Here is a 20,755-nt window from a genome sequence, read left to right on the forward strand (position 1 = left end):
CTACGACGACACACAGCACATGCACATCGGTCGTGGTCGTAGGATAGGGCGTGCCCGTTTCTATGGCTAGGCCGTAAATGGAGTATTTACGGTTATGAGTCGAACAGATCAATCACCGGCCGCTGGGCCGGTTCTTTCTCTCCGCAAAGCGATCTACCGCGCGGCCCATGATTACCGGGGCGGCGTGACTGCTTTGGCTCTTGATATGGTGCTCGATTACGACAGCCTGCAGAAGAAAGTTAAGCACGACGAAGAGCGTCGCTGGCTGGACCCTGATGAGTTGGAAGAGGTGATCAGGCTGACCGGCGATCCTTGCCTACTGGATGCGCTGGTCAGGCCGGCAGGTGCGGTTTGGTACAAGCCAATACCGGTACCGGCAACTGCCGACGCGCTGAAGGCCGTCGGCAAGATGCTCGAGGAGTCAGGCCAGTTCGTGGCCTGCATGCACGACGGCGCCGCCGACAACATCTGGGAGCCCCACGAAGTCCTCCTGCTGGAGCAGCGCGGCATGGATGTTATCCGTGAGGTACTGGGCATCATGGCTGGTGCGCGCAAGGCGATGGAGGGCGCTGACAATGTCTGATGATATCGATATCGCCAACGATGCAGCCGAATATTTCCGCCAGCTCGCACTGGCGCGCCGTCCGCGCCCGACGTGCTCCGTCAGCGCGCAATTCTGTGAGGATTGCGACGAGCCTATCCCGTTACTTCGTCAACAGACGATCCAGGGTTGTGCAACCTGCGTTAGTTGTCAGGGGTTGCGGGAGCGGCGGCGATGAGTGAGCAATCCACCAGCACAGCGATAGCGTCCTGGGCTCGCCGCTACATCGAAACCTTTAACCTTGCCCTGGTCCCAATTGACCCGGGCGAAAAGGCACCGAAGGGCATGGGCTGGAACAAGCCGGGCGGCTACATCACCGACCCGGCTGCAGCGGAAACATTCTGGCAACGCAACCCCAACCACAACCTGGGCGTAGTGCTCGGGCCAAGCCGTGTTTGCTCATTGGACGTTGACGATGTGCAGTGGACGCGGTTTGTGCTGTTTGACCAGATGGGCCTCGATCTGGATGCGATGGCGGTGGTCTATCCGACCATCGTTGGCAATCCTCTACGGTTCCGCGTGCTGTTCAAAATGCCAGATGACATCGAGCTGACACGCCACTCGCTTTCCTGGCCCAATGAGAATGACCCTGATGGATCGATTCACAAGGCGTTGATGGCTCGGGCGAAGGCGGCGAAAGAGCAGGGCGATACTGCTGATGAGGCCGCAGCGAAAGCCGAGGCTGAGGAATATAAACGCTTCACGGTGTTTGAGTTGCGTGCGGGCCTGGTGCAGGACGTATTCCCGCCATCGATCCATCCGGGTACTGGCAAGCCGTACACCTGGCGTACTCCGCCGAATGCTGCTGATGGTCTGCCGGTGCTTACCAACGAGCTTTTGAACATTTGGCAGAATTGGGACGTCTTCAAGCGCAACGCCGAGGCCGCGTGCCCTTGGGCGCCGAAACCGAAGAAGCCCGCCGCGAAACCTATCAAGCGTGCTCCAGCTGCTGACGGCAAACCCTCGGTGATTGATGAGTTCAACCGGTGCCACGATGTGGAAGAGCTGTTGCGTGCCCACGATTACATCAAGCGCGGTAACAAATGGCTGTATCCCCACAGCAGCACTGGGCTGCCAGGTGTGACGGTCACCGACCGCAAGGTCTATTCGCACCACGGCGCGGATCCGTTGGCCAATGGTCACCAGAATGACGCCTTTGAGGTGTTTTGCCTGCTGGATCACGATGGTGACCAGTCGAAGGCGGTGAAGGACGCCGCTCGGATGTTGGGGATGCAGCATTCCACGCGCCCAGCCCCACAAGATCTTCCCCCGTCCCCATCGGCGGATGCGGGCGAGCAGGACTCAGTCGCCACGCCCAGTGAGGCCGCTCCTGCTGCTGACGGGGGTGCGGGGGAACAGCTGACCTATGAGCAAGTACTCCGGCGGTACGTGTTGGTCGAGGGCACCACGCAGGTGTGGGACCTCGACAAAGCCCGAGTGATGAAGAAAACCGCGTTTGAGGCCCGTGTCGGTAAGCCGTTGGCGAAACAGTGGATGGACGACACCCTCAAAAAGCTGATCTCTGATGACAAGGTTAAGGAGATCGAGCAGGCCCGAAAGATGGCGGGCAAGAAGGGCGGTGCGCTGAACCTGGAGCCGATTGAGCGCTACGTATATATCGATGGGACCAAGGATGTTTGGGACCGTGAAAAAAAGCGACGCGTTGCCGAGGGTGCGGTAAAGATGGCCCTCGGCGATATGTACGGCATGTGGTTGAACAGTCCGGAGCGGCGCGTGGTCGACGTGGAGAACATCGTGTTCGACCCGACGATGACCAAGGATCCCAACGTCTATATCAACACCTTCGACGGATTGCCGATGGAGCCCAACCGCGATGACGCGGCGTGCGAGAACCTGCGGTGGTTGATTTCGTTCCTGTGCAACCATGATCAGTCGTCGCGGGATTGGCTAGTGAAGTGGTTGGCTTACCCGTTGCAGCACCTGGGTGCCAAGATGGATACGGCGGTGCTGGCTCACTCGACCATGGAGGGCTCGGGCAAAAGCCTGCTGTTCGCCGATGCGTTCGGGCTGCTTTACGGTCAGTACGCCGCCACGGTCGGGCAGACTCAGCTCGAAAGCAACTTCAACGCGTGGCAAAGCCGCAAGCTGTGGTCAGTGTTTGAGGAAGTCGTAAGCCGCGACCAGCGTTACAACCAGGTCGGCAAGATCAAGCACCTGGTCACCGGCAAGACGGTGCGGATGGAGTCGAAGTTCATCAACGGTTGGGAGGAAGCCAACCACATGAATGCTGCGTTCCTCAGCAACGAGATTATGCCCTGGCCGATCGCGCCCAGTGATCGGCGCATGTTAGTGCTGTGGCCGATGGAGACACTGCCGGTTGAGCGTCAAAAGGCCGTGGGCCGTGAGCTGCTGAATGGTGGTGTCGAGGCGCTGTACGCATGGTTGTTGTCCATTAACCTGGGGGACTTTGACCAGCGCACCAGGCCACCCAGCACTGATGCGCGCGAGCGGTTGGTAGCGTTGAGTCGGGCCAGTTGGCAGACTTTCCTGTTCCTCTGGCAATACGGCGAGCTTGGGCGCGGTATGTGGGGCGCCTGTTTGTCGACCGACCTCTATGCGATGTTTCTGGAGTGGTGTCATCGCAACAAAGAGCATGTGATGAGTCAGACGAAGTTCTCATTGTTCATCAGCTCGGAGGTGGATAAGACCCGCGCCATCCCCTGGACTGACGGCAGTAATCGCAAGTTCGGGGCGTTCTTCTTTCCGCGTGATGACCAGGCTTCCCAGCCCCCATCAGTCAGTTCGGCCGACCTGGGCAAGGCGGTGGTTGCTTGGCGGGCGGCTGCGCGCCTAGCGGGCTGGAACGTCGACAATTGGGACCATATCAAGGCGGCTGCAGCATGAGTCCGACAAAAAGTGTGTTGGGTGTGTTGGGTGTGTGTTGGGTTGGTTTTCGATACCCCACACAGTTTGAAGCCTTCTATTTCGCGGCTTTCCGCCTTGTGTGTTGGGTGTGTTGGGTTTGGCGTCGCGCACGCGCATGGGCGACGTTATTTGAATCCATGGCAGCAACATTTTTTTCTTATGCGAGAACCGTTAAACCCAACACACCCAACACACTCAACACATTTGATTTAAAGCTATTGAATTTAAAGGGTTTTAGGTGTGTTGGGTTTGTGTTGGGTATGGCGTTTTTTGTGTCGGGTTGGGTTTTGAGCGTGGGAGCGGGGCGATGATCGAAGAAATGGAAACTCTGTTGAAGCATTGGGGCGAGCAAACGAGGCGCTGTGGCTCTGCCGGTGGTTTGGGCAGCCCGATGGCGACGATCATGGAGTGGGGTGGATGCGCGCCGCGTGGCACGCCTGGGTCGCGGATCCTTCTTGATGGCGGCGCTGGCATTGATGCTGTTGCGCAAGAAGTCGCGGCGGCGCTGGCTGAGGTGAGCCGTCAGGATGAACGTGGTCAAATGCTGGGGCGTCTGGCGGTGCTGCGTTATACCGATGACTCGGCGCCGACGTGGTTGATGCAGTTGCACCTGGTCGGGTCTCAGTCCCGAGCGAAGCAGACCTACTATGACTGGGTGCATAGCCTTCACCTGCGACTGCTACAGGCGTTGGCTGATCGGTCTGGGGCTCGTAAGTGGCTTACCGCTGGTCAGGGCGCTTTGCCTCAAAGTCTCCTCAAAGCTGCGTCAAAGTTGCGTCGAGTCAGTTAACCGAAATTGCCCCCTTTTCGGTTCCGTACTCAGGGGGTAAAAAGTCCCCACGATATGGAATTTGCGCCTCGGTGCTGACCTCGCACGTGCTGTGCACGCTTCACCCGGTTTCCCTAGACCGGTCACTTAACCCCGCTTCGGCGGGGTTTTCTTTTTCTGCCCGATGGGTGTCTGCAATGGAGTTATCAGCATGGGCGAGCCAGCTAGCACGGCTGCAACTGTTGTCGTGGCCGGCGGTGCCGGTGCTGCTGTAACGGGTTTGCTGACCGGTATTGATGGGCTCGCCGTGATCGGTGCTCTTGCTGGTGCCTTGGTGTTCTTCACCACCACCGAAGAGTTACCGGTGTGGAAGCGAGTTGTCTTCCTGCTGGTCTCGTTCGTGATGGGTTATCTGTTTGCCCCAGGCATGGCTGAGTTGGAGTTGTGGGGCACTCGTCCGTTCAAGTACTCCGGCCCGGCGGCATTCGGTGCATCGGTGTTGGTTGTCACGGTTGCGCTCGCCATTATCAAACGTCGCGGTCTCGATGCTGAACAGCAGGGGAGGCAGGATGGATAGTCACCTGATGCAGGAAGTCCTAACCCAGGCCACGTTCTGGTTGTGTGTGGCGTTGTTCGTTCGCCTGTTCACCTTCCGGCGCCGGGGCGCACGCTTCCGTCGAGACATGAGCTGCCTTGCCTGGTTGGTGATGGTGGCTTCTGGTGCGGTGATCGTTTACATCGGCAAGGGCCAACTGATCATGCCGCGCAACTCGTGGCCGCTGGTGGTACTGCTGGCCGTGTTCGTTGGGTCGGTGTGCCAGAGTTCGGGCAACCTAGCCCGGGTGTGGAGAGTTGGCTGATGAGCAAGGTGTCGGATGATCGGCGGGGCAGCAGCACTCAGCGTGGTTACGGATACAAATGGCAGAAGTCTCGCGACGGTCACCTGCGGGAACATCCGTATTGCACCATGTGCTCGTCGGATCAGCGGCCCGTTGCCGCGACAATCGTCGACCACAAGATCCCGCCCAAGCTGAAAGAGGCTAAGGACAGCGCAGACCCGGTGCGGCTCAAAGCTGCATGGAAGCTGTTCTGGAATCCTGCGAACTGGGCGAGCCTCTGTAAGTTCTGCCACGACTCGACGAAGCAGCGGATGGAGCGGACCGGCACGGTCCCTGGCTGCAACGCTGACGGCCGTCCGGTGGATCCAGGGCATCACTGGAATCGGTGACCTCGGCCCGAAAACGCACCAAAAAAGCGCACCCCGGAGGGTAGGGGGGGTGAAAAACCTTTTTGCGAATTTCTTCTAGACCGCTCGCCCCCCTTCGTGCGCAACGTCGGGATAAATGAGGGAGGGGGGGTATCAATAGGCAGGGGTATTTATGGCCGGAAACGGAAACTCGGGTCGCCCTGGAACACCGGCGGCGTTGAAATTGTTGCAAGGGAATCGGGGGCGCGAAAACGTCAGCGATCTATTGGCACAGGTTGCGGCGCCGCCGGTACCGGTTGGCGCACCGCCGATGCCCGATGTCCTTTCGGCTGATGCTATCGCCGAGTGGGAGCAGTTGGTCCCGGCGCTAATCTCCCTGGGCATCGTTTCTAAATTGGACGCGATGGCGCTGGCCACCTATTGCCAGGCCACAGCTGATTGGCGCCGGTACCAGCGACTGATCACGAAGCGCAACGCCGACTCCGACGATGCCCTGGGCGGCGACATCCAGACCTTCAAAACCGGCGCGCAGCAAATGCACGTCCTTCGCCAGCTCGCGAATGACGCCGAAAAGCGCGCCAATGCCGCCGGTGCCCAGTTCGGCCTGTCGCCTATGTCCCGGCGCAATCTGAAAACGTCGCCGGCGCCGCAAGGTGAGCTATTCCCCAATGAGCAACGAGACGCCGCAGACAAGTACTTCAACTGATGATCGCGTCAGCGCCTTTGCACTAGCAGTGTTGGCCGGCGATATCGTCGCCGGTCCCGATGTCCGTAACGCCTGCAAGCGGCACCTGCAAGACCTGAAACACGGGCCAGCACGTGGTTTGATCTGGGATCTTGGCAAGGCCAACCGAGCCATAGGTTTTTTCGAAGAGGTGCTTTGCCTCAATGGTGGCGACTACGAAGGCATGCCGTTCCTGCTGGCCCCGTGGCAAGCGTTTGTCATCGGCAGCCTGTTCGGCTGGATGACGGTGGACGGGTTCCGCCGCTTCCGCTTGGGCTACATCGAAACCGGTAAGGGCTCGGGAAAAAGCCCGCTGGTGGCTGGTATTGGTCTGTATGGCTTGGTGTCAGATGGCGAGCAACGCGCCGAGATCTATGCCGCTGCGACCAAGCGTGACCAGGCAATGATCCTGTTTCGTGACGCCGTGTCGATGGTCGACATGTCCACCAAACTCCGATCACGTCTTGTGCAGTCGGGCCGTGACGAAAAGGTGTGGAACCTGTTCTACCCCAACACCAATTCGTTCTTTCGGCCGATCAGTGCCGACGAGGGCAAGTCCGGCCCACGGCCACACATCGGCTTGCTCGATGAGGTACACGAACACAAAACCGCCGCCACCGTGAATATGATGCGCGCCGGTACCAAGAACCGCCGCAAGGCCATGGTGGTGATGATCACCAACAGTGGCTCCGACAAGAAAACGGTGTGCGGTCAGTACCACGACCTGGGCGTGCGGATCTGCGCGGGCATCGAGGATGACGACAGCTTCTTCGCCTTCATCTGTTCGCTCGATGCCGATGACGATCCGTTCAAGGATGAAACCTGCTGGGCGAAGGTCAATCCTTCGCTTGACCACATCGCCGAGGGCCAAGCCGATGGCATCCCGGGTCGCAAGTACTTGCGTGAGCAGGTCAAAGCTGCCCGAGGGCTGCCGGCTCAAGAGTCCGTGGTGCGGCGCCTCAACTTCTGTGAGTGGACCCAGGCTGACGCCCCGTGGATTTCCTGGGCTGTTTGGAAGCAGGCAGAAGAGCGCGTGCCTATGCGGATGTTGCGCAACCGGCGCTGTGTCGGCGGGCTGGACTTGGCGAGCACTACGGATCTGACCGCGTTCGTTCTGTTGTTCTGGCCCGCGCCGCACGATCCGCACTGGCGGGTGCTGCCGTATTTCTGGATCCCGGACGACGACCTGCAAGGCCGAGAGGATCGCGACAAGGTGCCCTACGCAATGTGGGTCAAGGCGGGGCACCTTGAAACAACACCAGGGCGGGCCATCAGCAAGCTCCATGTGCTGCGGCGCCTGGTCACGATCACCGCGTACTTCGGGGTGGAGCGCATCGCCTACGACCGTTGGCGGATCGAAGACCTCTTGCAGCTGATGTCGGAATACGACATCACGCTGCCCGAGATGGTGGGCTTCGGCCAAGGTTTCAAGGACATGGGCCCCGCCGTTGACGAGTTTGAACGGCGCCTGCTTGGCCGCGCTCCCGAGACTGAGGGTGACGGTGTGATCGACCTCGATCCCAGCGAGTGGGAGTTGGTCGAAAGCGAAACAGTCGAAACCCTGCGACATGACGGTAACCCCGTGATGACCTGGAACGCCGGCAACGCGGTAATCGTTTCTGACCCAGCCAACAACCGTAAGGCCGACAAGGCCAAGGCGACGGGCCGTATCGACGGCATTGTCGCCGCCATCATGGCCACTGGCATAAGCGGTAAAGCCGCCGGAGCCGGTGGCACATCCATCTACGACGAAGGGGTCGGTATATGAAATTGGTCATCGTGTCCTGGCTGGCCGGCCTGCTGGGCTTCTGCCTGCTGGTCGGCGGCGTGGCGATGGTTCACGTCCCCGCCGCGTGTGTCGTCGCGGGCGTCGGGCTTATGGCCTGGTCCTGGCTGGCGGATCGCGCAGCTGCCGCAATGAAACCCAAAGGAGGCTGAGCATGTTCTTTTCAAGCGTGCTCGGCGAAGGGCGCGGCAACCTCACGGAAACGGGGAGCGGCTTCTGGCGCGGCCTGATTGGCAGTGGCCGCAACAGCTCCGGTGTAAAGGTCACGCCGGAATCGGCGCTGGGTCTGCCAATCCTGCAGAACTGCGTCACGCTGCTGGCCGAAACCATGGGGCAGTTGCCCTGTGAGATGTACAAGCGCATGGACAAGGGCCAGCGTGAGCCGGCGATCAACCATCCTGCGTATGACGTGCTTCGGTACCAGCCGAACGGCTTCCAGACTCCGTATGAGTTCATGGAGTGCATGCAAGGTGCCGCCGGCCTGCGGGGCAACGGTTACAGTTTCATCGACCGTCGTGAAGACGGGAACGTCGTGGCGCTTTGGCCGCTGTGCAATGACAAGGTGCAGGTGCTCAAGGGCGGCGACATGCTGCCGTACTACCGGATCGCTGGCGGAGAAGCGCTGCCGATGCGCATGGTTCACCACGTGCGGTGGTTCAGCACGAATCACTACGTCGGGTTGTCGCCGATTGAGGTGCATGCCGATTCGCTTGGTCTGGCTCAGGCTGTTCGGCAGTACACCGGTAAGAGCTTCGCCAACGGCGTGACGGTCTCTGGCGTGATTGAGCGACCACGTGAAGCTCCCGCGATCAAGGATCAGGGCAGCATTGATAAAATCGTTGACCAGTGGGGCAAGAAGTTCGGCGGCATGGATAACGCCAAGAAGGTGGCCTTGTTGCAAGAGGGCATGACCTTCAAGCCGGTGTCCATGAACAACGTCGATGCCGAGGTGCTGGGGATTCTCAAAACCACCGGTACCGATATCGCCCGGATCTACAAGATCCCGTTGCCCATGGTCAACGACCTGGAGAAGTCCAACTACAACACCCTTGAGCAACTGATGATTCAGTTTGTGGTGTTTGCGCTGTTGCCCTGGGTCAAGCGTCACGAGCAGTCGATGATGCGTGACTTCCTGCTGCCCGGTGACCGACGCAACTACTTCATCGAGTTCAACCTGTCTGGGTTGCTGCGTGGTGATCAGAAGAGCCGTTATGAAGCCTATGCCATTGGACGGCAGTGGGGCTGGCTCAGTGTCAATGACATTCGGCGGCTGGAGAACATGCCGCCGGTACCGGGCGGTGAGATCTACCTGCAACCACTTAACATGGTTGATGCAGGCAAGGGCGGCGCCGACCTGACCAACCCCGCCGTGCGCGCACAACTCGAAATGCAGCACGCTGAAATTGAGAGGATTCTGGCGCAATGAAAAACTACCTGCGAGCCTCCAGCCTGCTGTTCAATCAGCCGCTGTTGGTTATGCCTGACATGTTGGACCTCGGCGTACGCTGGGCCAACCAGGTGATGAGCTTGAACATCGTCAACATCGGCGCCCCGGGTGCTGCCGGTCTCTGGTCGGATGACGGTATGGACCGCATCGCCCAGCGCGAAGAAGAGCGCCGCACTGCGATTGCCCGCACCGGTATCGAGGTGATTCCGGTCAGCGGTGTGTTGGTGAGTCGCGGCAGCCATATCGGCATGTGCGAGACGATGACCAGCTATGAGCAACTGCGGGCGCAGATCCGAAACGCCGTTGCTGACCCAATGGTCGAGCGCATCGTGCTGGACATCGATAGCCCCGGCGGTTCTGCCGTTGGCGCTTTTGAGCTGGCGGCAGATATCCGGGCGATGGCCCAGCAGAAGCCCATCACCGGTATCGTCAACTTCATGGCATACAGCGGCGGCTACCTACTTGGTTCGGCCTGTAGCGAGCTGGTAGTGAGCCAGACGAGTGGCGTTGGCTCCATCGGTGTCATCGCCAGTCATATGGACCGCTCCAAGATGGAAGAGGGTATGGGCGTCAAGGTGACCACGGTGTTTGCCGGGGCCCACAAAAACGATCTTAGCCCTCACGAACCCTTGAGCGATCAGTCGCTTAAGTACCTCAACGACGTTGTGCAAGAGAGCTATCAGCTCTTCGTCAATGCCGTTGCTGAATACCGGGGGTTGTCTGTACAGCAAGTGATGGCGACTGAGGCGGGGTTGTATCGCGGGGAGGCGGGCATCAGTGCCGGCTTGGCCGACCGCATGCAGAGCCCGCAACAGGCTGTTGATGACCTTTCCAATTCCGTTGCGGTAAGTCGGGCGAACCGCCAGGGCAGCCGTATCGCCGTTCGTGCTTCTGCACTGAATCTTCAAACACTGATCTGACCGCGTTCGCGGCAGTCGTCGAAGCCCGCCCTGTGCGGGTTTTTTAATGCCCAGGAGGCACCATGTCCCTTGTACTTCAAATGCGTAGCGAACGCGCCCAACTGGTGGCCCAGGTCCAGGCACTTGCCCAGATCGAGGCCGGTGGCGCTAGTCTTACCGTCGAGCAGCTCGCGCAGTTTGCGCAGCTGGAAACCCAGATCAACGAAATGACCGCGAAGATCACTCGCGCCGAAAGCGCCGAACGTATCGCGGCTGCCGCTGCGGTGCCTGTCGAGGAAAGCGCGCAGGGCAACAAAGGATCCCCCACCCATATCAGCACTCATAGCGAACCAACCAAGCCAGGTGTCGCGATGGCACAAATGGTGCGCCTGATGGTCCAGGCCGGCGGCAATCAGCAGGTCGCAGCTGAAATGGCCAAGACGGGCGGTTACGGCGTCGATGTACACATGGCGCTCTCTACTGTTACCCCGGGTTCCGGCGGCGTGCTGGTGCCAGAGAATTTCAGCACCAGTGTCATTGAGTCTCTGCGGCCTAAATCCGTAGTACGCAAGATGGGTGCAATCAGCCTGCCGTTGAACAACGGTAACCTGACCATGCCTCGCGTGCTGGGTAACACGCAAGTGACCTACCTGGGCACCGAGGAAGACATTGCAATCACCGATATGCAGTTCGGCGACCTCAAGCTGTCCGCCAAGAAGGCGGCGGCGATTGTGCCGATCTCCAATGATCTGTTGGCGTATGCGGGCGTTAACCCGCGTATCGACTCCCAGGTCAGCAGTGATCTCGCGGTCAGCATGGGCCTGTCGGAAGATCTTCACTTCATCCGTGGCGCTGGCACTGGCTCGCTGCCGAAGGGCCTGCGTTACTGGGCCCTGCCTGGCAACGTGATGGGGGCGCCTGCCGGTGCAACGCTCGCGATTGTTGATCTGTACCTGGGCGGCATGATGCTTCGCCTTGAAGGCGCCAACGTGGACCTGGCTGGCTGTGGCTGGATCATGGCACCGCGCACCATCCGTTGGCTGCAATCTTTGCGCGACGGCAACGGTAATAAGGCTTACCCGGAAATCGACGGCGGTATGTTGAAGGGCTATCCAGTGGCTCTGACCACTCAAGTGCCGGTCAACCTGGGCGCCGGCGGTAACGAGTCCGAGATCTATTTCGTGAACTTCGCCGACTGCTACATCGGTGAAGACACCACTCTGGCGATTGCGATCAGCACCGAGGCTTCCTACAAGGATGGCGCCGGTAACACCGTCAGCGCGTTCCAGCGTGATCAGACCTTGATCCGCGTGATCAGCAAGCACGACTTCGGCCCGCGTCACGTCGAGTCGATTTCCGTGGGCACAGGTATTACCTGGGGCGCCGGTATGTAATCCCCTGGCCCTGCCTTTGGTGGGGCCAACTACTTGAGCAGGTAACAATATGACCGATATGAAAATCGTCACCTTCAAGAAGGAATGGCGCGGCTACGCAATCGGGGAAACCGCCGGCTTTGATCCTGCTGCTGCGGATGCTCTGATCGACGCGGGCCGGGCAAGACTTTATGTGGAAAAAGCTTCCACTGAAAAGGTAGTCACCCCGCCTGCCGGCAAGAAGGGTGCCGGCAAAAAGAATTCGGCCCAAAAGCCCGCTGATCAGAAGCCATTAAATCCGCTGGAAGAAGAGCTGCCAGAGCAGGAGGAGCAAGAGCAGCAGGAGCAGCAGGAGCAGCAGGAGCAGCAGGAGCAGCAGGAGCAGGAGCAACAGGAAGAGCAGGAAAACGAAGAAATCGACGAGAAGCCGTAAGTCATGGCCCGTCGAATTGAGTACTTCGGTGATCCGGTCCTGACGCTTGAGCAGGTGGCGTTCCAGTGCCGTGTCGAACCGGAGGACATGGCGCCGGAGCTAATCGAGCAAATCATCATCCCCGGCGTCACTGCTCAATGCGAGTCGAAGACGGGGGCGGCGATCAGGGGCGCCGTCTATGAGGAAGAGTGGCCAGCGGATCGGCCAAGTGGTCATGCGCTGGATGTTGGCCAGGCTACCGAGATTGTCTCGGTGCTTTCCCAGCAAGCCAGTGGCGGTTGGGTGGAGCAGGTAGGTCCCTTTGACCTGCGTCAGGATCAGCGGGAAAGCTTCCTGCACTTCCCCGCAGTTCGGCCAGCTGGTCGGCTCCGGATCAAATACAAAGCCAAGCTTGACATAGACCTATACCCCGGCGTGCGCAACTGGCTCTTGATGGCGGCAGCGACCATCTACCGCCACCCGGAAATATTCCTTGTTGGGCAGTCGCTGGCCGAACTTCCATCTACCTTTCTCGATCACCTGGTGGCTGAGATCACCGTGCCGCCGAGGTTCTAAATATGGCCATGCGCGAACCGAGTGCCGGTGAACTCGACCGGCGTATCACGCTGCGGCTGCGGGCGGATGTTCCCGCTTCGGACTTGGGGCTCGACTCACTGTTTACCAACCAGAAAAAGCGGTGGGCAAAGATTGAACCAGTTGGAACTGCTGTGTACGCCAATGGGGTTCAGACCGAGGTGAGGATCACTCACCGGGTGATCTTTTATTACCTCAAAGGCATGAGTGATGCACATGAGGTTGTGCACGGTGGGTCGATTTACCGCGTTCGGCGGGTTGCGGATATGAATGGTGCTCACCGCTTCACGTTGCTGGAGGTCGAAGAACTGGGCGCGACCCATACGGGAGATAGTATCTATGGCTAACTCAGTTGGAGTTGACGGCTACATCCACATCGAAGGCTTCGAAAAGTTTGAGCGTGAAGCCTTCGACAAGAAGAAGATCCGCGCAGCAATGCGTAAGGCCGGCAAGCTGGTGCGGCAACGAGCGCAAATGAACATTGCCCTGGCCCGAGGCCAAGACAGCTATCCGGTGAATCGGACGGGCGAGTTGCTGGGGTCGATCAACTTCAAGGTGTCCCGTTCCGGTTTCATGGTGAAAGTTGCGCCTTACATGACCAGCTCGATGGGCGAGTACTACCCTGCGTATTTGCACTACGGAGTACGTCTGGGTAGCCGAATCAAGAAACTAGCACCGGGTGAGGGGAGGGGCAAAAGCAATCGGCGTCGCAGTGGTGCTCGGGCGGCATTGGTTTCTAAGCGCAAGAGCAATGGGTGGCGGATTGAGCCGCGAGCCAACTACATGAGCGATGCATTGCAGGACTCCAGTTCGGATGTTCGGGCTATTCTGTCTCGGGCTTTTGCTGATGCGCTCGGATAATTCAGTTGATGTTATTGGGCTATTAGTTGTTGTACGCTCAACGTTTTAAGCATGGAGCTTGAGCGATGCACGGATTTTTTACAGTAGTAGCGTTTTTGGTTTGGCCGGCCATCTGGTTCTGGTTTGTCAAAAAACGGGTCGGACGAGGGCTTTTCCTCAGCAACGTCTTGGGGGCAATCGTTGGGTTTGTCGTTGCGACCATTATTCTGGGCGTTACGGCACCAAAGCCAACGGAGGAAGAGCTCGTAGCCCAAGAAACGTCGCGGCGTGATAAGGCAGCAGCTAAGGCCAAAGAAGAGGCGATCGCTGCGCAGAAAAAGCTGGATGAGGAAAAGAATAAGGACCGTTCGACCATGGCTGCCATCATTTGCACTAATTATGTGGAACAGTCGTTGAAATCGCCTAAAAGCGCGGACTTTCCATTTGGTCAGGCTGAGGGCGGTATCCAGCGCCTTGGTGAACAGCGTTACAAAATTCGCTCCTACGTTGATGCTAAAAATGCATTCGGAGCGGAAATACGTACTTGGTACCTGTGCGACATTCAATACCGATCTGGCGAAGATATTGAAATGAGAAACTGGACTATTAAGCAGCTCAAGTTCGAAGAGTAGCTTTCCACTGAATTAAACAACCTCGCTCTAGCGGGGTTTTTTATTGCCCGGATTTTTGCCCATGAAAGTAAGCCCGATCGTTGCGCACCTGCGCGAGTACTGCCCTAGCTTCGCGCAGCGCGTGGCGGGCGGGATTGATTTTGAGGCCGTTGCTGCGAGTGCAAAGCTGAGTCGTCCTTCGGCTTATGTGATCCCCATCGGGGACAAGGCCAGCGAGAACGACATCGAAACAGGCGTGCGGCAAGGCATTAGTGACAAGTTCGATGTGGTGCTTGTCATCGATGTCCATGACGAGCGGGGCCAGGAAGCTGCTGACCTAGTGCATGTGTTCCGCGCCGAACTATGGCGAGCCTTGGTCGGCTGGAAACCCGGACCCGAATACGACTTGATCGAGTACGAAGGCGGCGAATTGATCTCGATCAACCGCAATCGCACCATCTACCGTTTCACCTTCGCCTCGGACTTCCAGTTAGGGCGCAACAGCTCAGCTCAGCCCGCCGAGACCTGGCACGAGTACGAGCTTGACGGCTTACCGCCGTTCACCGGCATGACCATCAACATGGACTGCATCGACCCGGCAGACCCCAACTTGCAATCCCCCGGCCCGGATGGGCGTATCGAAGCGAAATTCTCAGGAGATGTAACACCATGACCAAGCGCATCACTGTGGCGCCGGCCGCTGGCCGGGCCGTACCTGATCCTGAGGCGGGCGACTTGTTGCCTGCTTCTGGGCGTGAAGTTCCAGACAATGCCTGGTGGCGTCGCCGTTTGGCAGATGGCGACGTAACAACCAAATCCGCCAAGACGGCGAAACAAGAGGGGGCTAAATAATGTCCATCGGATTCAGCAATATCCCGGCCGATCTGCGCGTGCCGCTGTTCTATGCGGAGATGGACAACTCAGCGGCCAACAGTGCGTCGTCGACCATGCGCCGGCTGATCGTCGGTCAGGTCAATGAAGGGGCCGAAAGTGCCGACGTTGGTTCCCTGGTGTTGGTGCCCAGTCTGGCCCTGGCCAAGACCATTGGCGGTCAAGGTTCGATGCTGGCGGCGATGTACGAGGCGTGGCGCAAGGTCGATCCTGTAGGTGAGGTCTGGTGTTTACCGTTGCAGAGTGCCGAAGGCGCAGCAGCCAAGTCCACCGTTACACTGACCGGCGCTGCCACGGAGGCAGGTTTGCTGACTCTGTATGTCGCGGGCGTTCGGGTCCAGACAACGATTACCAGTGCCGCAACCGCCACGCAGGCGGCCGCTGCGCTGGCTGTGCGAATCAACGCGACCCCCGACTTGCCGGTCACCGCTGCGGCGGGCGAGGCGGTTGTCACCCTGACCTGTAAATGGAAGGGCGAGAGTGGCAACGACATCAGCTTGCAGCTAAATCGTCTCGGCAAAACCAATGGTGAAGCAGTGCCCGCCGGCCTGACCGCTGTAGTTACCCCTATGGCAGCTGGTGCGGGGGCCCCCGATCAAGTAGCGGCGCTTGCGGCCATGGGCGACGAACCTTTCGAATTCATCTGCATGCCCTGGTCCGACACCACCAGCCTCAACGCCTGGAAGGCAGCGATGGACGACAGCGTTGGCCGCTGGAGCTGGGCCAAGCAGTTGTTCGGCCACGTCTACAATGCCAAACGTGGCACCCTCGGTACGCTGGTGGCGGCGGGCCAGGCACGCAATGACCAGCACATGACCATCCAGTCCATGGAAGCAGGTGTGCCGCAACCGTTCTGGGTGCAGGCCGCCTCGTTGGCGGCCCGCACAGCGGTATTTATCTCGGCAGACCCCAGTCGTCCGACCCAGAGCGGCAGCATGCCGGGGTTGGATCCAGCACCTGCCAGTGAGCGTTTCACCCTGACCGAGCGTCAATCGTTGCTCAGTTACGGCATGGCGACGGCGTACTTTGAGGGTGGTTACGTTCGCATCCAGCGGTCGATCACCACCTACCAGAAGAACGCCTATGGGCAGCCGGACAACTCCTATCTGGACAGCGAGACCATGCATCAGTCGGCGTTCATCATTCGCCGGCTCCAAGGTGTGATCACCAGCAAGTACGGCCGCCATAAGCTGGCGAACGACGGCACCCGCTTCGGTGCTGGGGCGCCCATCGTGACGCCGAGCACTATCCGCGGCGAACTGATTGCCCAGTACGCAAAATTGGAGCTGGAAGGGCATGTGGAGAACTCCGAACTGTTCGCCCAGCACCTGGTTGTCGAGCGTGATGGCAATGACCCGAGCCGGGTCAACGTGCTGTTTCCGCCGGATTACATCAACGGTTTACGCGTCTTCGCGTTGCTCAACCAGTTCCGATTGCAGTACGACGCTGCGGCGTAATGTTGCCCCTGAACACCAGGCCCGCCCAGTGCGGGCATTTTTATGCGCGGAGATAAACCATGGGACAAAAAGTAGCGGGTACCGCCTACGTCAAAGTAGACGGCTCCCAGTTGACTATCAACGGTGGCGCCGAGGCCCCGCTGATGGAGGTCAAGCGCGAGACGGTGGTGCCTGGATTCTTCAAGGAAGAAGACGTGGCGCCTTGGGTCAAGTTCACGGCGGTGCATACGTCGGACCTGGACATCAAGAAGCTGGTCAACGGCACGGACATGACGGTGACCGTTGAGTTTAAGAACGGCAAGGTCTACGTGCTGGCTGGTGCGTACCTGGTGGACGAGCCCAGCTCTAAGGGTGACGACGGCAGCATTGAGCTGCAATTTGATGGGATCAAGGGGGCTTGGCAATGAGCGATATTGTGAAGCTGCAACTGCCAATCGAAGCACATGGCGGAACGTTGACTGAATTGAGTCTTCGTCGACCAACGGTAACTGAAGTGCGGGCTATAAAAGCCCTGCCGTATCGTATCGGCAAGGATGAAGAGGTCAGCCTCGACATGGATGTGGCTGCGAAGTACATCGCGGTATGTGCGGGTATCCCTCCGTCGTCGGTCAACCAATTAGATCTCGCAGATCTCAATGCCCTGAGCTGGACAGTCGCAGGTTTTTTCATGACTGCGGCATCGCTGAGCTCCCCGGGCTGATTGCCGTCGCATATGACCTGGCGTGGTTTTGGAGGGTCGACCCCGAGGTAATGATGTGTCGACCTTTAGATGTGCTCGTTGAGTCTTTGGAGCACGCGCAGCGAATCAATCGATCCCAGCAGGAATAGCAATGGCAGATAAATTTCAGCTCAAGGCGTTGATCACCGGCGTTGACAAGCTGTCGCCGACGCTGGCTGGTGTTCGCAAAAACGTTGCGGGATTTCGCAAGCAGTTGAACAGCACCGGGCTGGGCAACATTGGCTTCAAGGATGTATTGCAGGGGGGGGCATTTGCGGCGCCCTTCATTGCAGGGGCCAAGGCAGCGATCAAATATGAGTCGGCGATGGCCGACGTCAGAAAAGTCGTGGACTTTGATACACCTGAGCAGTTCCAGCAGATGAGTAAGGATGTGCTCGATCTGTCTGAAAAGCTGCCAGTGGCGGCTGATGGTATTGCTGCCATTGTCGCGGCGGGTGGTCAGTCGAAAATCCCTCGCGAAGAGCTGATGGCATTTGCTGCTGACGCAGTGAAAATGGGGATTGCATTTGATCAGACGGCTGACCAGTCGGGCGGGATGATGGCCAAATGGCGTGCGGCCTTCAAGATGAATCAGGCCGAAGTTGTCAACCTAGCAGACCAGATTAACTATCTGGGCAACACCGGAGCAAAGGCGGGAACTGTCGCAAACATCGTAACATCTGTCGGTGCTTTGGGTGGCGTGGCCGGTTTGGCGGCGGGCCAGGTGGCGGCGATGGCAGCGACCCTCGATAAGGTTGGTGTATCCCAGGATGTAGCTGGCACCGGATTGCAAAATTTCATGCTGACCCTGACTGCTGGTGCTGCTGCAACCAAGCAGCAGCAGTTAGCGTTTAAGGCATTGCGGCTCGATACCCGGGAGCTTGCCAAGGGAATGCAGAAAGATGCTAGGGGCACCATTGAGGATGTTCTGAATCGGATTTCGAAGGTGGACCCCTCGAAACAGGCGGGGCTGCTTACACAGTTGTTCGGTAAGGAATCGATTCGTCCAATCTCCCAGCTTGTTACAAGTCTCGATATCCTCAAGACCAACTTCGCTGCTGTGGGGGATGCAAAGATTTACGCGAAGTCGATGGAGCAGGAATTCAAAACTCGGGCGGCAACGACAGAGAACGCGCTCGTTCTGCTACAGAGCCGATTCACCCGTCTGGGCATTGAGGTGGGCAATGTACTTTTGCCACCGCTCAACGATGTTTTGGAAATTATTGGGCCTATGGTAACGCAGTTGTCGGCGTTGGCCGCTGCAAACCCTGCTGTGATAAAGGGCGTGATCGGTGCGGCCATGGCATACGGTGTACTGCGGCTTGCTGTAGTAGCTAGCACTGCGGCGATGGCGCTGTTCGATGGAGTGACGAAGAAGTCAATTGTTGGTTTGGTGATTCGAGGGATCGCTCTGGCGGCCGGGTTGCTGATAGCCAATTGGTCAACAGTCGCCCCGTACTTCCAGTTGTTATGGGACAAGATCAAGGGTCCTACCATGGCAGCCTGGGAGCTGTTCAAGGTGTTCGCCTCCTACACTCCCATGGCCGCCATCATTGAGAACTGGGGGCCTCTGACAGAATTCTTCAAAGCTCTTTGGGGTGTGACGGTGGCGTTGGCTGCGCCAACCATGGACTTTCTTAAGACGATGTTCGATTGGTCGCCACTTGGGTTCATTGTTAAGAACTGGGAGCCTATCAGTGCTTGGTTCAAAAGCTTGTGGGAGAAGCTCCGGCCAATCATCGAGCCGATGATGAAGTTCTTCGGTGGTGGCGAGGGCGGTGATGGCCTGATCAAAACCGCCACGGCAAAGGCGAATGACTTCGCCGAAGCGCAGCGGATCCGTAACGCAGGTGAAGGTGGCGGTACTGGAGAGTTTCTCCAGGCCAATGCCGCGCAGACCGTGAAAAACAAGCAGACGTTCCGGAACGTCACCCAGGGCGGCGCGGATGTGTCGAAACTGCTTCGCCGGCCTGACCAGCCTCCGCCGGTCAGCCTGCTTGCACCGGGTGCTCCCGGTTCGTTATTGACCCGCCCTGGTCCGCTGACTGCGCCTGGCAGCCTGCCGCAGCAAACCGCGCAAAACAACCGCACGCAGTTGAACGGTGAGATGAACATCCGCTTCACTGACGCACCACCCGGGTTACGGGTGGATCCGCCTAAAACCAATCAGCCCGGTCTGAGCGTCAAGCCCAGCGTGGGCTATCGCACACTGGGCTCTGGAGGAACGCAGTGACAAAGACCTGGCGCGACGACTTGTTGCCTGCATCCTTCAGGGGGATCAAATTCCTGATCGAGCAGGCAACGGTCCCGGTTGGCCGCAAAGGCCAGTTACACGAATACCCCCAGCGCGATGAGCCGTTTTTTGAATCGCTGGGCAAGCAATCCCAGGTGCACAAGGTCAGCGCGTTCGTCATCGGCGACGACTGTTTTGAGCGTCGTGACAAGCTGCTGGAAGCGCTTGAGAAGGAAGGCCCCGGCGAGCTGGTACACCCGTGGTTGGGCCGGATGCAGGTCGATGTGGGCGAGTGTGACCTATCCCACAGCCGGCCCGAAGGCGGCATGGCACGGTTGGAGCTGACGTTCTACCCCAGCAAGCCGCGCAAGTTTCCCACGGGCACGGCGAACACCCAGCAGCAGGTGGTCAAGTCGTCGGAGACGATGCTGCAATCGGCGCTACGCCGTTACAAGGCGGCGATGGCGCTGGTGGACAAGGCACGGATCAATATGATCGGCCTGCGCAATGGATTGTCGAATGTCTACGCGATCATCCAGCGGCAATTTACGCCGTTCCTGGGGCTGTTCACCAACCTCAGCGGGTTTATCCAGTCGCTGGTGAACTCTCCATCGGCGTTGAGTACGTTGTTTTCCAGCTACTTCAGCGACTTCTCCACGTCGGGGCTGTTCCGCACTGGCGTCAGTCGCTCCAGCAGCTCCAGCGGGCAGGGCACAAGCGGAGCCGGCGCGGTGACTGCTCCGAGTTACCGCAACTTGGTCGCGGTGGCTTCGCAGCACGCCGATGCAGTGACCAGTATCAATACAGTCCAACAGGGCGGTGGGGTGGACACCACCGACGCAGGCCAGGCGGTGGCCGATCTGGTACAGGATGCACTGCTGGTACAGGTGGCCTTGATCATCAGCGAAATGCCGGTGGCCACCCAACCAGTGACGGTGGAGTCAACACCGTCGATTGACCATCAGGCGGTGCAGCCGGTCGAGCGGCCCGAAGTGCCGGTGGCTGATGACGTGATCGAGCTGCGTGACGCCCTGAGTGAGGCCATCTGGGAAGCCTCCCTCAAGGCAGATCCGGAGCACTACCAGGCGCTCAACACGCTGCGCCAGGCTCTGGTCAGGCACCTGACCGCTGTAGCGGCTTCGGGTGTGCGGCTGGTGGATATCACGCCGGCTGAAACCTTGCCGGCCCTGGTGCTGGCCTACCGCCGCTTCGGTGACGCCACGCGCGCCGGTGAGGTGGTCCAGCGCAATCGCATTCAACACCCGGGCTTTGTACCGGCGGTACCGCTGAAAATCGCTCAGGAGTAA

General features: G+C 59.0%; 25 protein-coding genes. All 25 read left to right on the forward strand.

Going from position 1 to position 20,755, the window contains the following annotated elements; all coding sequences use genetic code 11:
* The first annotated feature begins 94 nt into the window (after positions 1-94).
* The 25 genes from HBO09_RS07600 to HBO09_RS07720 all read left to right on the forward strand — a co-directional run bounded on the left by HBO09_RS07600 (position 95) and on the right by HBO09_RS07720 (position 20,755).
* Positions 95-583: a phage regulatory CII family protein gene (locus HBO09_RS07600; protein ID WP_170060874.1), complete on the forward strand. Its 489-nt coding sequence runs from the start codon at positions 95-97 to the stop codon at positions 581-583.
* Positions 576-779 (forward strand): TraR/DksA C4-type zinc finger protein, encoded by a 204-nt coding sequence (locus HBO09_RS07605; protein ID WP_170060875.1) that lies wholly within the window; start codon positions 576-578, stop codon positions 777-779. Before HBO09_RS07600 ends, HBO09_RS07605 begins: the two co-directional genes overlap by 8 nt.
* Entirely contained in the window at positions 776-3,466 is a 2,691-nt protein-coding gene (locus HBO09_RS07610) for a bifunctional DNA primase/polymerase (protein WP_170060876.1), read from the forward strand. The genes HBO09_RS07605 and HBO09_RS07610 overlap by 4 nt, the downstream gene beginning before the upstream one ends.
* Positions 3,467-3,794: 328 nt before the next feature.
* Positions 3,795-4,277 (forward strand): hypothetical protein, encoded by a 483-nt coding sequence (locus HBO09_RS07615; protein ID WP_170060877.1) that lies wholly within the window; start codon positions 3,795-3,797, stop codon positions 4,275-4,277.
* A 190-nt stretch (positions 4,278-4,467) separates the two neighbouring features.
* Positions 4,468-4,833: a putative holin gene (locus HBO09_RS07620; protein ID WP_056783444.1), complete on the forward strand. Its 366-nt coding sequence runs from the start codon at positions 4,468-4,470 to the stop codon at positions 4,831-4,833.
* Complete coding sequence (locus HBO09_RS07625; protein ID WP_170060878.1) at positions 4,826-5,116, forward strand: phage holin family protein; 291 nt, start codon at positions 4,826-4,828, stop codon at positions 5,114-5,116. The genes HBO09_RS07620 and HBO09_RS07625 overlap by 8 nt, the downstream gene beginning before the upstream one ends.
* On the forward strand, positions 5,116-5,484 hold the full coding sequence (locus tag HBO09_RS07630; protein WP_170060879.1) for an HNH endonuclease: 369 nt from the start codon (positions 5,116-5,118) through the stop codon (positions 5,482-5,484). Before HBO09_RS07625 ends, HBO09_RS07630 begins: the two co-directional genes overlap by 1 nt.
* Positions 5,485-5,635: 151 nt before the next feature.
* Positions 5,636-6,169 carry a phage terminase small subunit P27 family gene (locus HBO09_RS07635; RefSeq protein WP_170060880.1) on the forward strand — a complete coding sequence of 178 codons (534 nt, stop codon included), beginning with the start codon at positions 5,636-5,638 and terminating at the stop codon, positions 6,167-6,169.
* Positions 6,132-7,955, forward strand: coding sequence for a terminase TerL endonuclease subunit (locus HBO09_RS07640; protein ID WP_170060881.1), 1,824 nt, complete (start codon positions 6,132-6,134; stop codon positions 7,953-7,955). Before HBO09_RS07635 ends, HBO09_RS07640 begins: the two co-directional genes overlap by 38 nt.
* Positions 7,952-8,125 (forward strand): hypothetical protein, encoded by a 174-nt coding sequence (locus tag HBO09_RS07645; RefSeq protein ID WP_167417088.1) that lies wholly within the window; start codon positions 7,952-7,954, stop codon positions 8,123-8,125. Before HBO09_RS07640 ends, HBO09_RS07645 begins: the two co-directional genes overlap by 4 nt.
* Before the next feature lie 2 nt (positions 8,126-8,127).
* A complete protein-coding gene (locus HBO09_RS07650; RefSeq protein WP_170060882.1) occupies positions 8,128-9,399 on the forward strand; it encodes a phage portal protein in 1,272 nt (423 codons plus the stop codon).
* Positions 9,396-10,340, forward strand: a complete 945-nt coding sequence (locus HBO09_RS07655; RefSeq protein WP_170060883.1) for a S49 family peptidase — start codon at positions 9,396-9,398, stop codon at positions 10,338-10,340. The genes HBO09_RS07650 and HBO09_RS07655 overlap by 4 nt, the downstream gene beginning before the upstream one ends.
* Before the next feature lie 62 nt (positions 10,341-10,402).
* Entirely contained in the window at positions 10,403-11,713 is a 1,311-nt protein-coding gene (locus HBO09_RS07660) for a phage major capsid protein (RefSeq protein ID WP_170060884.1), read from the forward strand.
* A gap of 49 nt (positions 11,714-11,762) precedes the next feature.
* Positions 11,763-12,125, forward strand: coding sequence for a hypothetical protein (locus HBO09_RS07665; protein ID WP_170060885.1), 363 nt, complete (start codon positions 11,763-11,765; stop codon positions 12,123-12,125).
* A gap of 3 nt (positions 12,126-12,128) precedes the next feature.
* Entirely contained in the window at positions 12,129-12,680 is a 552-nt protein-coding gene (locus tag HBO09_RS07670) for a hypothetical protein (protein WP_170060886.1), read from the forward strand.
* A 2-nt stretch (positions 12,681-12,682) separates the two neighbouring features.
* Entirely contained in the window at positions 12,683-13,045 is a 363-nt protein-coding gene (locus tag HBO09_RS07675; protein ID WP_170060887.1) for a phage head closure protein, read from the forward strand.
* Positions 13,038-13,559, forward strand: coding sequence for a hypothetical protein (locus HBO09_RS07680; protein WP_170060888.1), 522 nt, complete (start codon positions 13,038-13,040; stop codon positions 13,557-13,559). Before HBO09_RS07675 ends, HBO09_RS07680 begins: the two co-directional genes overlap by 8 nt.
* A gap of 65 nt (positions 13,560-13,624) precedes the next feature.
* On the forward strand, positions 13,625-14,170 hold the full coding sequence (locus HBO09_RS07685; protein WP_170060889.1) for a hypothetical protein: 546 nt from the start codon (positions 13,625-13,627) through the stop codon (positions 14,168-14,170).
* 61 nt (positions 14,171-14,231) lie between these two features.
* Complete coding sequence (locus HBO09_RS07690) at positions 14,232-14,822, forward strand: hypothetical protein (protein ID WP_170060890.1); 591 nt, start codon at positions 14,232-14,234, stop codon at positions 14,820-14,822.
* Complete coding sequence (locus HBO09_RS07695) at positions 14,819-15,001, forward strand: DUF2635 domain-containing protein (RefSeq protein WP_170060891.1); 183 nt, start codon at positions 14,819-14,821, stop codon at positions 14,999-15,001. Before HBO09_RS07690 ends, HBO09_RS07695 begins: the two co-directional genes overlap by 4 nt.
* Positions 15,001-16,497 carry a phage tail sheath subtilisin-like domain-containing protein gene (locus tag HBO09_RS07700; protein WP_170060892.1) on the forward strand — a complete coding sequence of 499 codons (1,497 nt, stop codon included), beginning with the start codon at positions 15,001-15,003 and terminating at the stop codon, positions 16,495-16,497. Before HBO09_RS07695 ends, HBO09_RS07700 begins: the two co-directional genes overlap by 1 nt.
* Positions 16,498-16,556: 59 nt before the next feature.
* Positions 16,557-16,904 (forward strand): phage tail tube protein, encoded by a 348-nt coding sequence (locus HBO09_RS07705; RefSeq protein ID WP_170060893.1) that lies wholly within the window; start codon positions 16,557-16,559, stop codon positions 16,902-16,904.
* A complete protein-coding gene (locus HBO09_RS07710; protein ID WP_170060894.1) occupies positions 16,901-17,197 on the forward strand; it encodes a phage tail assembly protein in 297 nt (98 codons plus the stop codon). Before HBO09_RS07705 ends, HBO09_RS07710 begins: the two co-directional genes overlap by 4 nt.
* A 130-nt stretch (positions 17,198-17,327) precedes the next feature.
* Positions 17,328-19,448 carry a phage tail tape measure protein gene (locus HBO09_RS07715; RefSeq protein ID WP_170060895.1) on the forward strand — a complete coding sequence of 707 codons (2,121 nt, stop codon included), beginning with the start codon at positions 17,328-17,330 and terminating at the stop codon, positions 19,446-19,448.
* Positions 19,445-20,755, forward strand: coding sequence for a DNA circularization N-terminal domain-containing protein (locus HBO09_RS07720; RefSeq protein ID WP_170060896.1), 1,311 nt, complete (start codon positions 19,445-19,447; stop codon positions 20,753-20,755). Before HBO09_RS07715 ends, HBO09_RS07720 begins: the two co-directional genes overlap by 4 nt.

Source organism: Pseudomonas sp. WS 5027 (assembly GCF_012985695.1).
In the GTDB taxonomy this organism is placed as follows: domain Bacteria; phylum Pseudomonadota; class Gammaproteobacteria; order Pseudomonadales; family Pseudomonadaceae; genus Aquipseudomonas; species Aquipseudomonas hygromyciniae.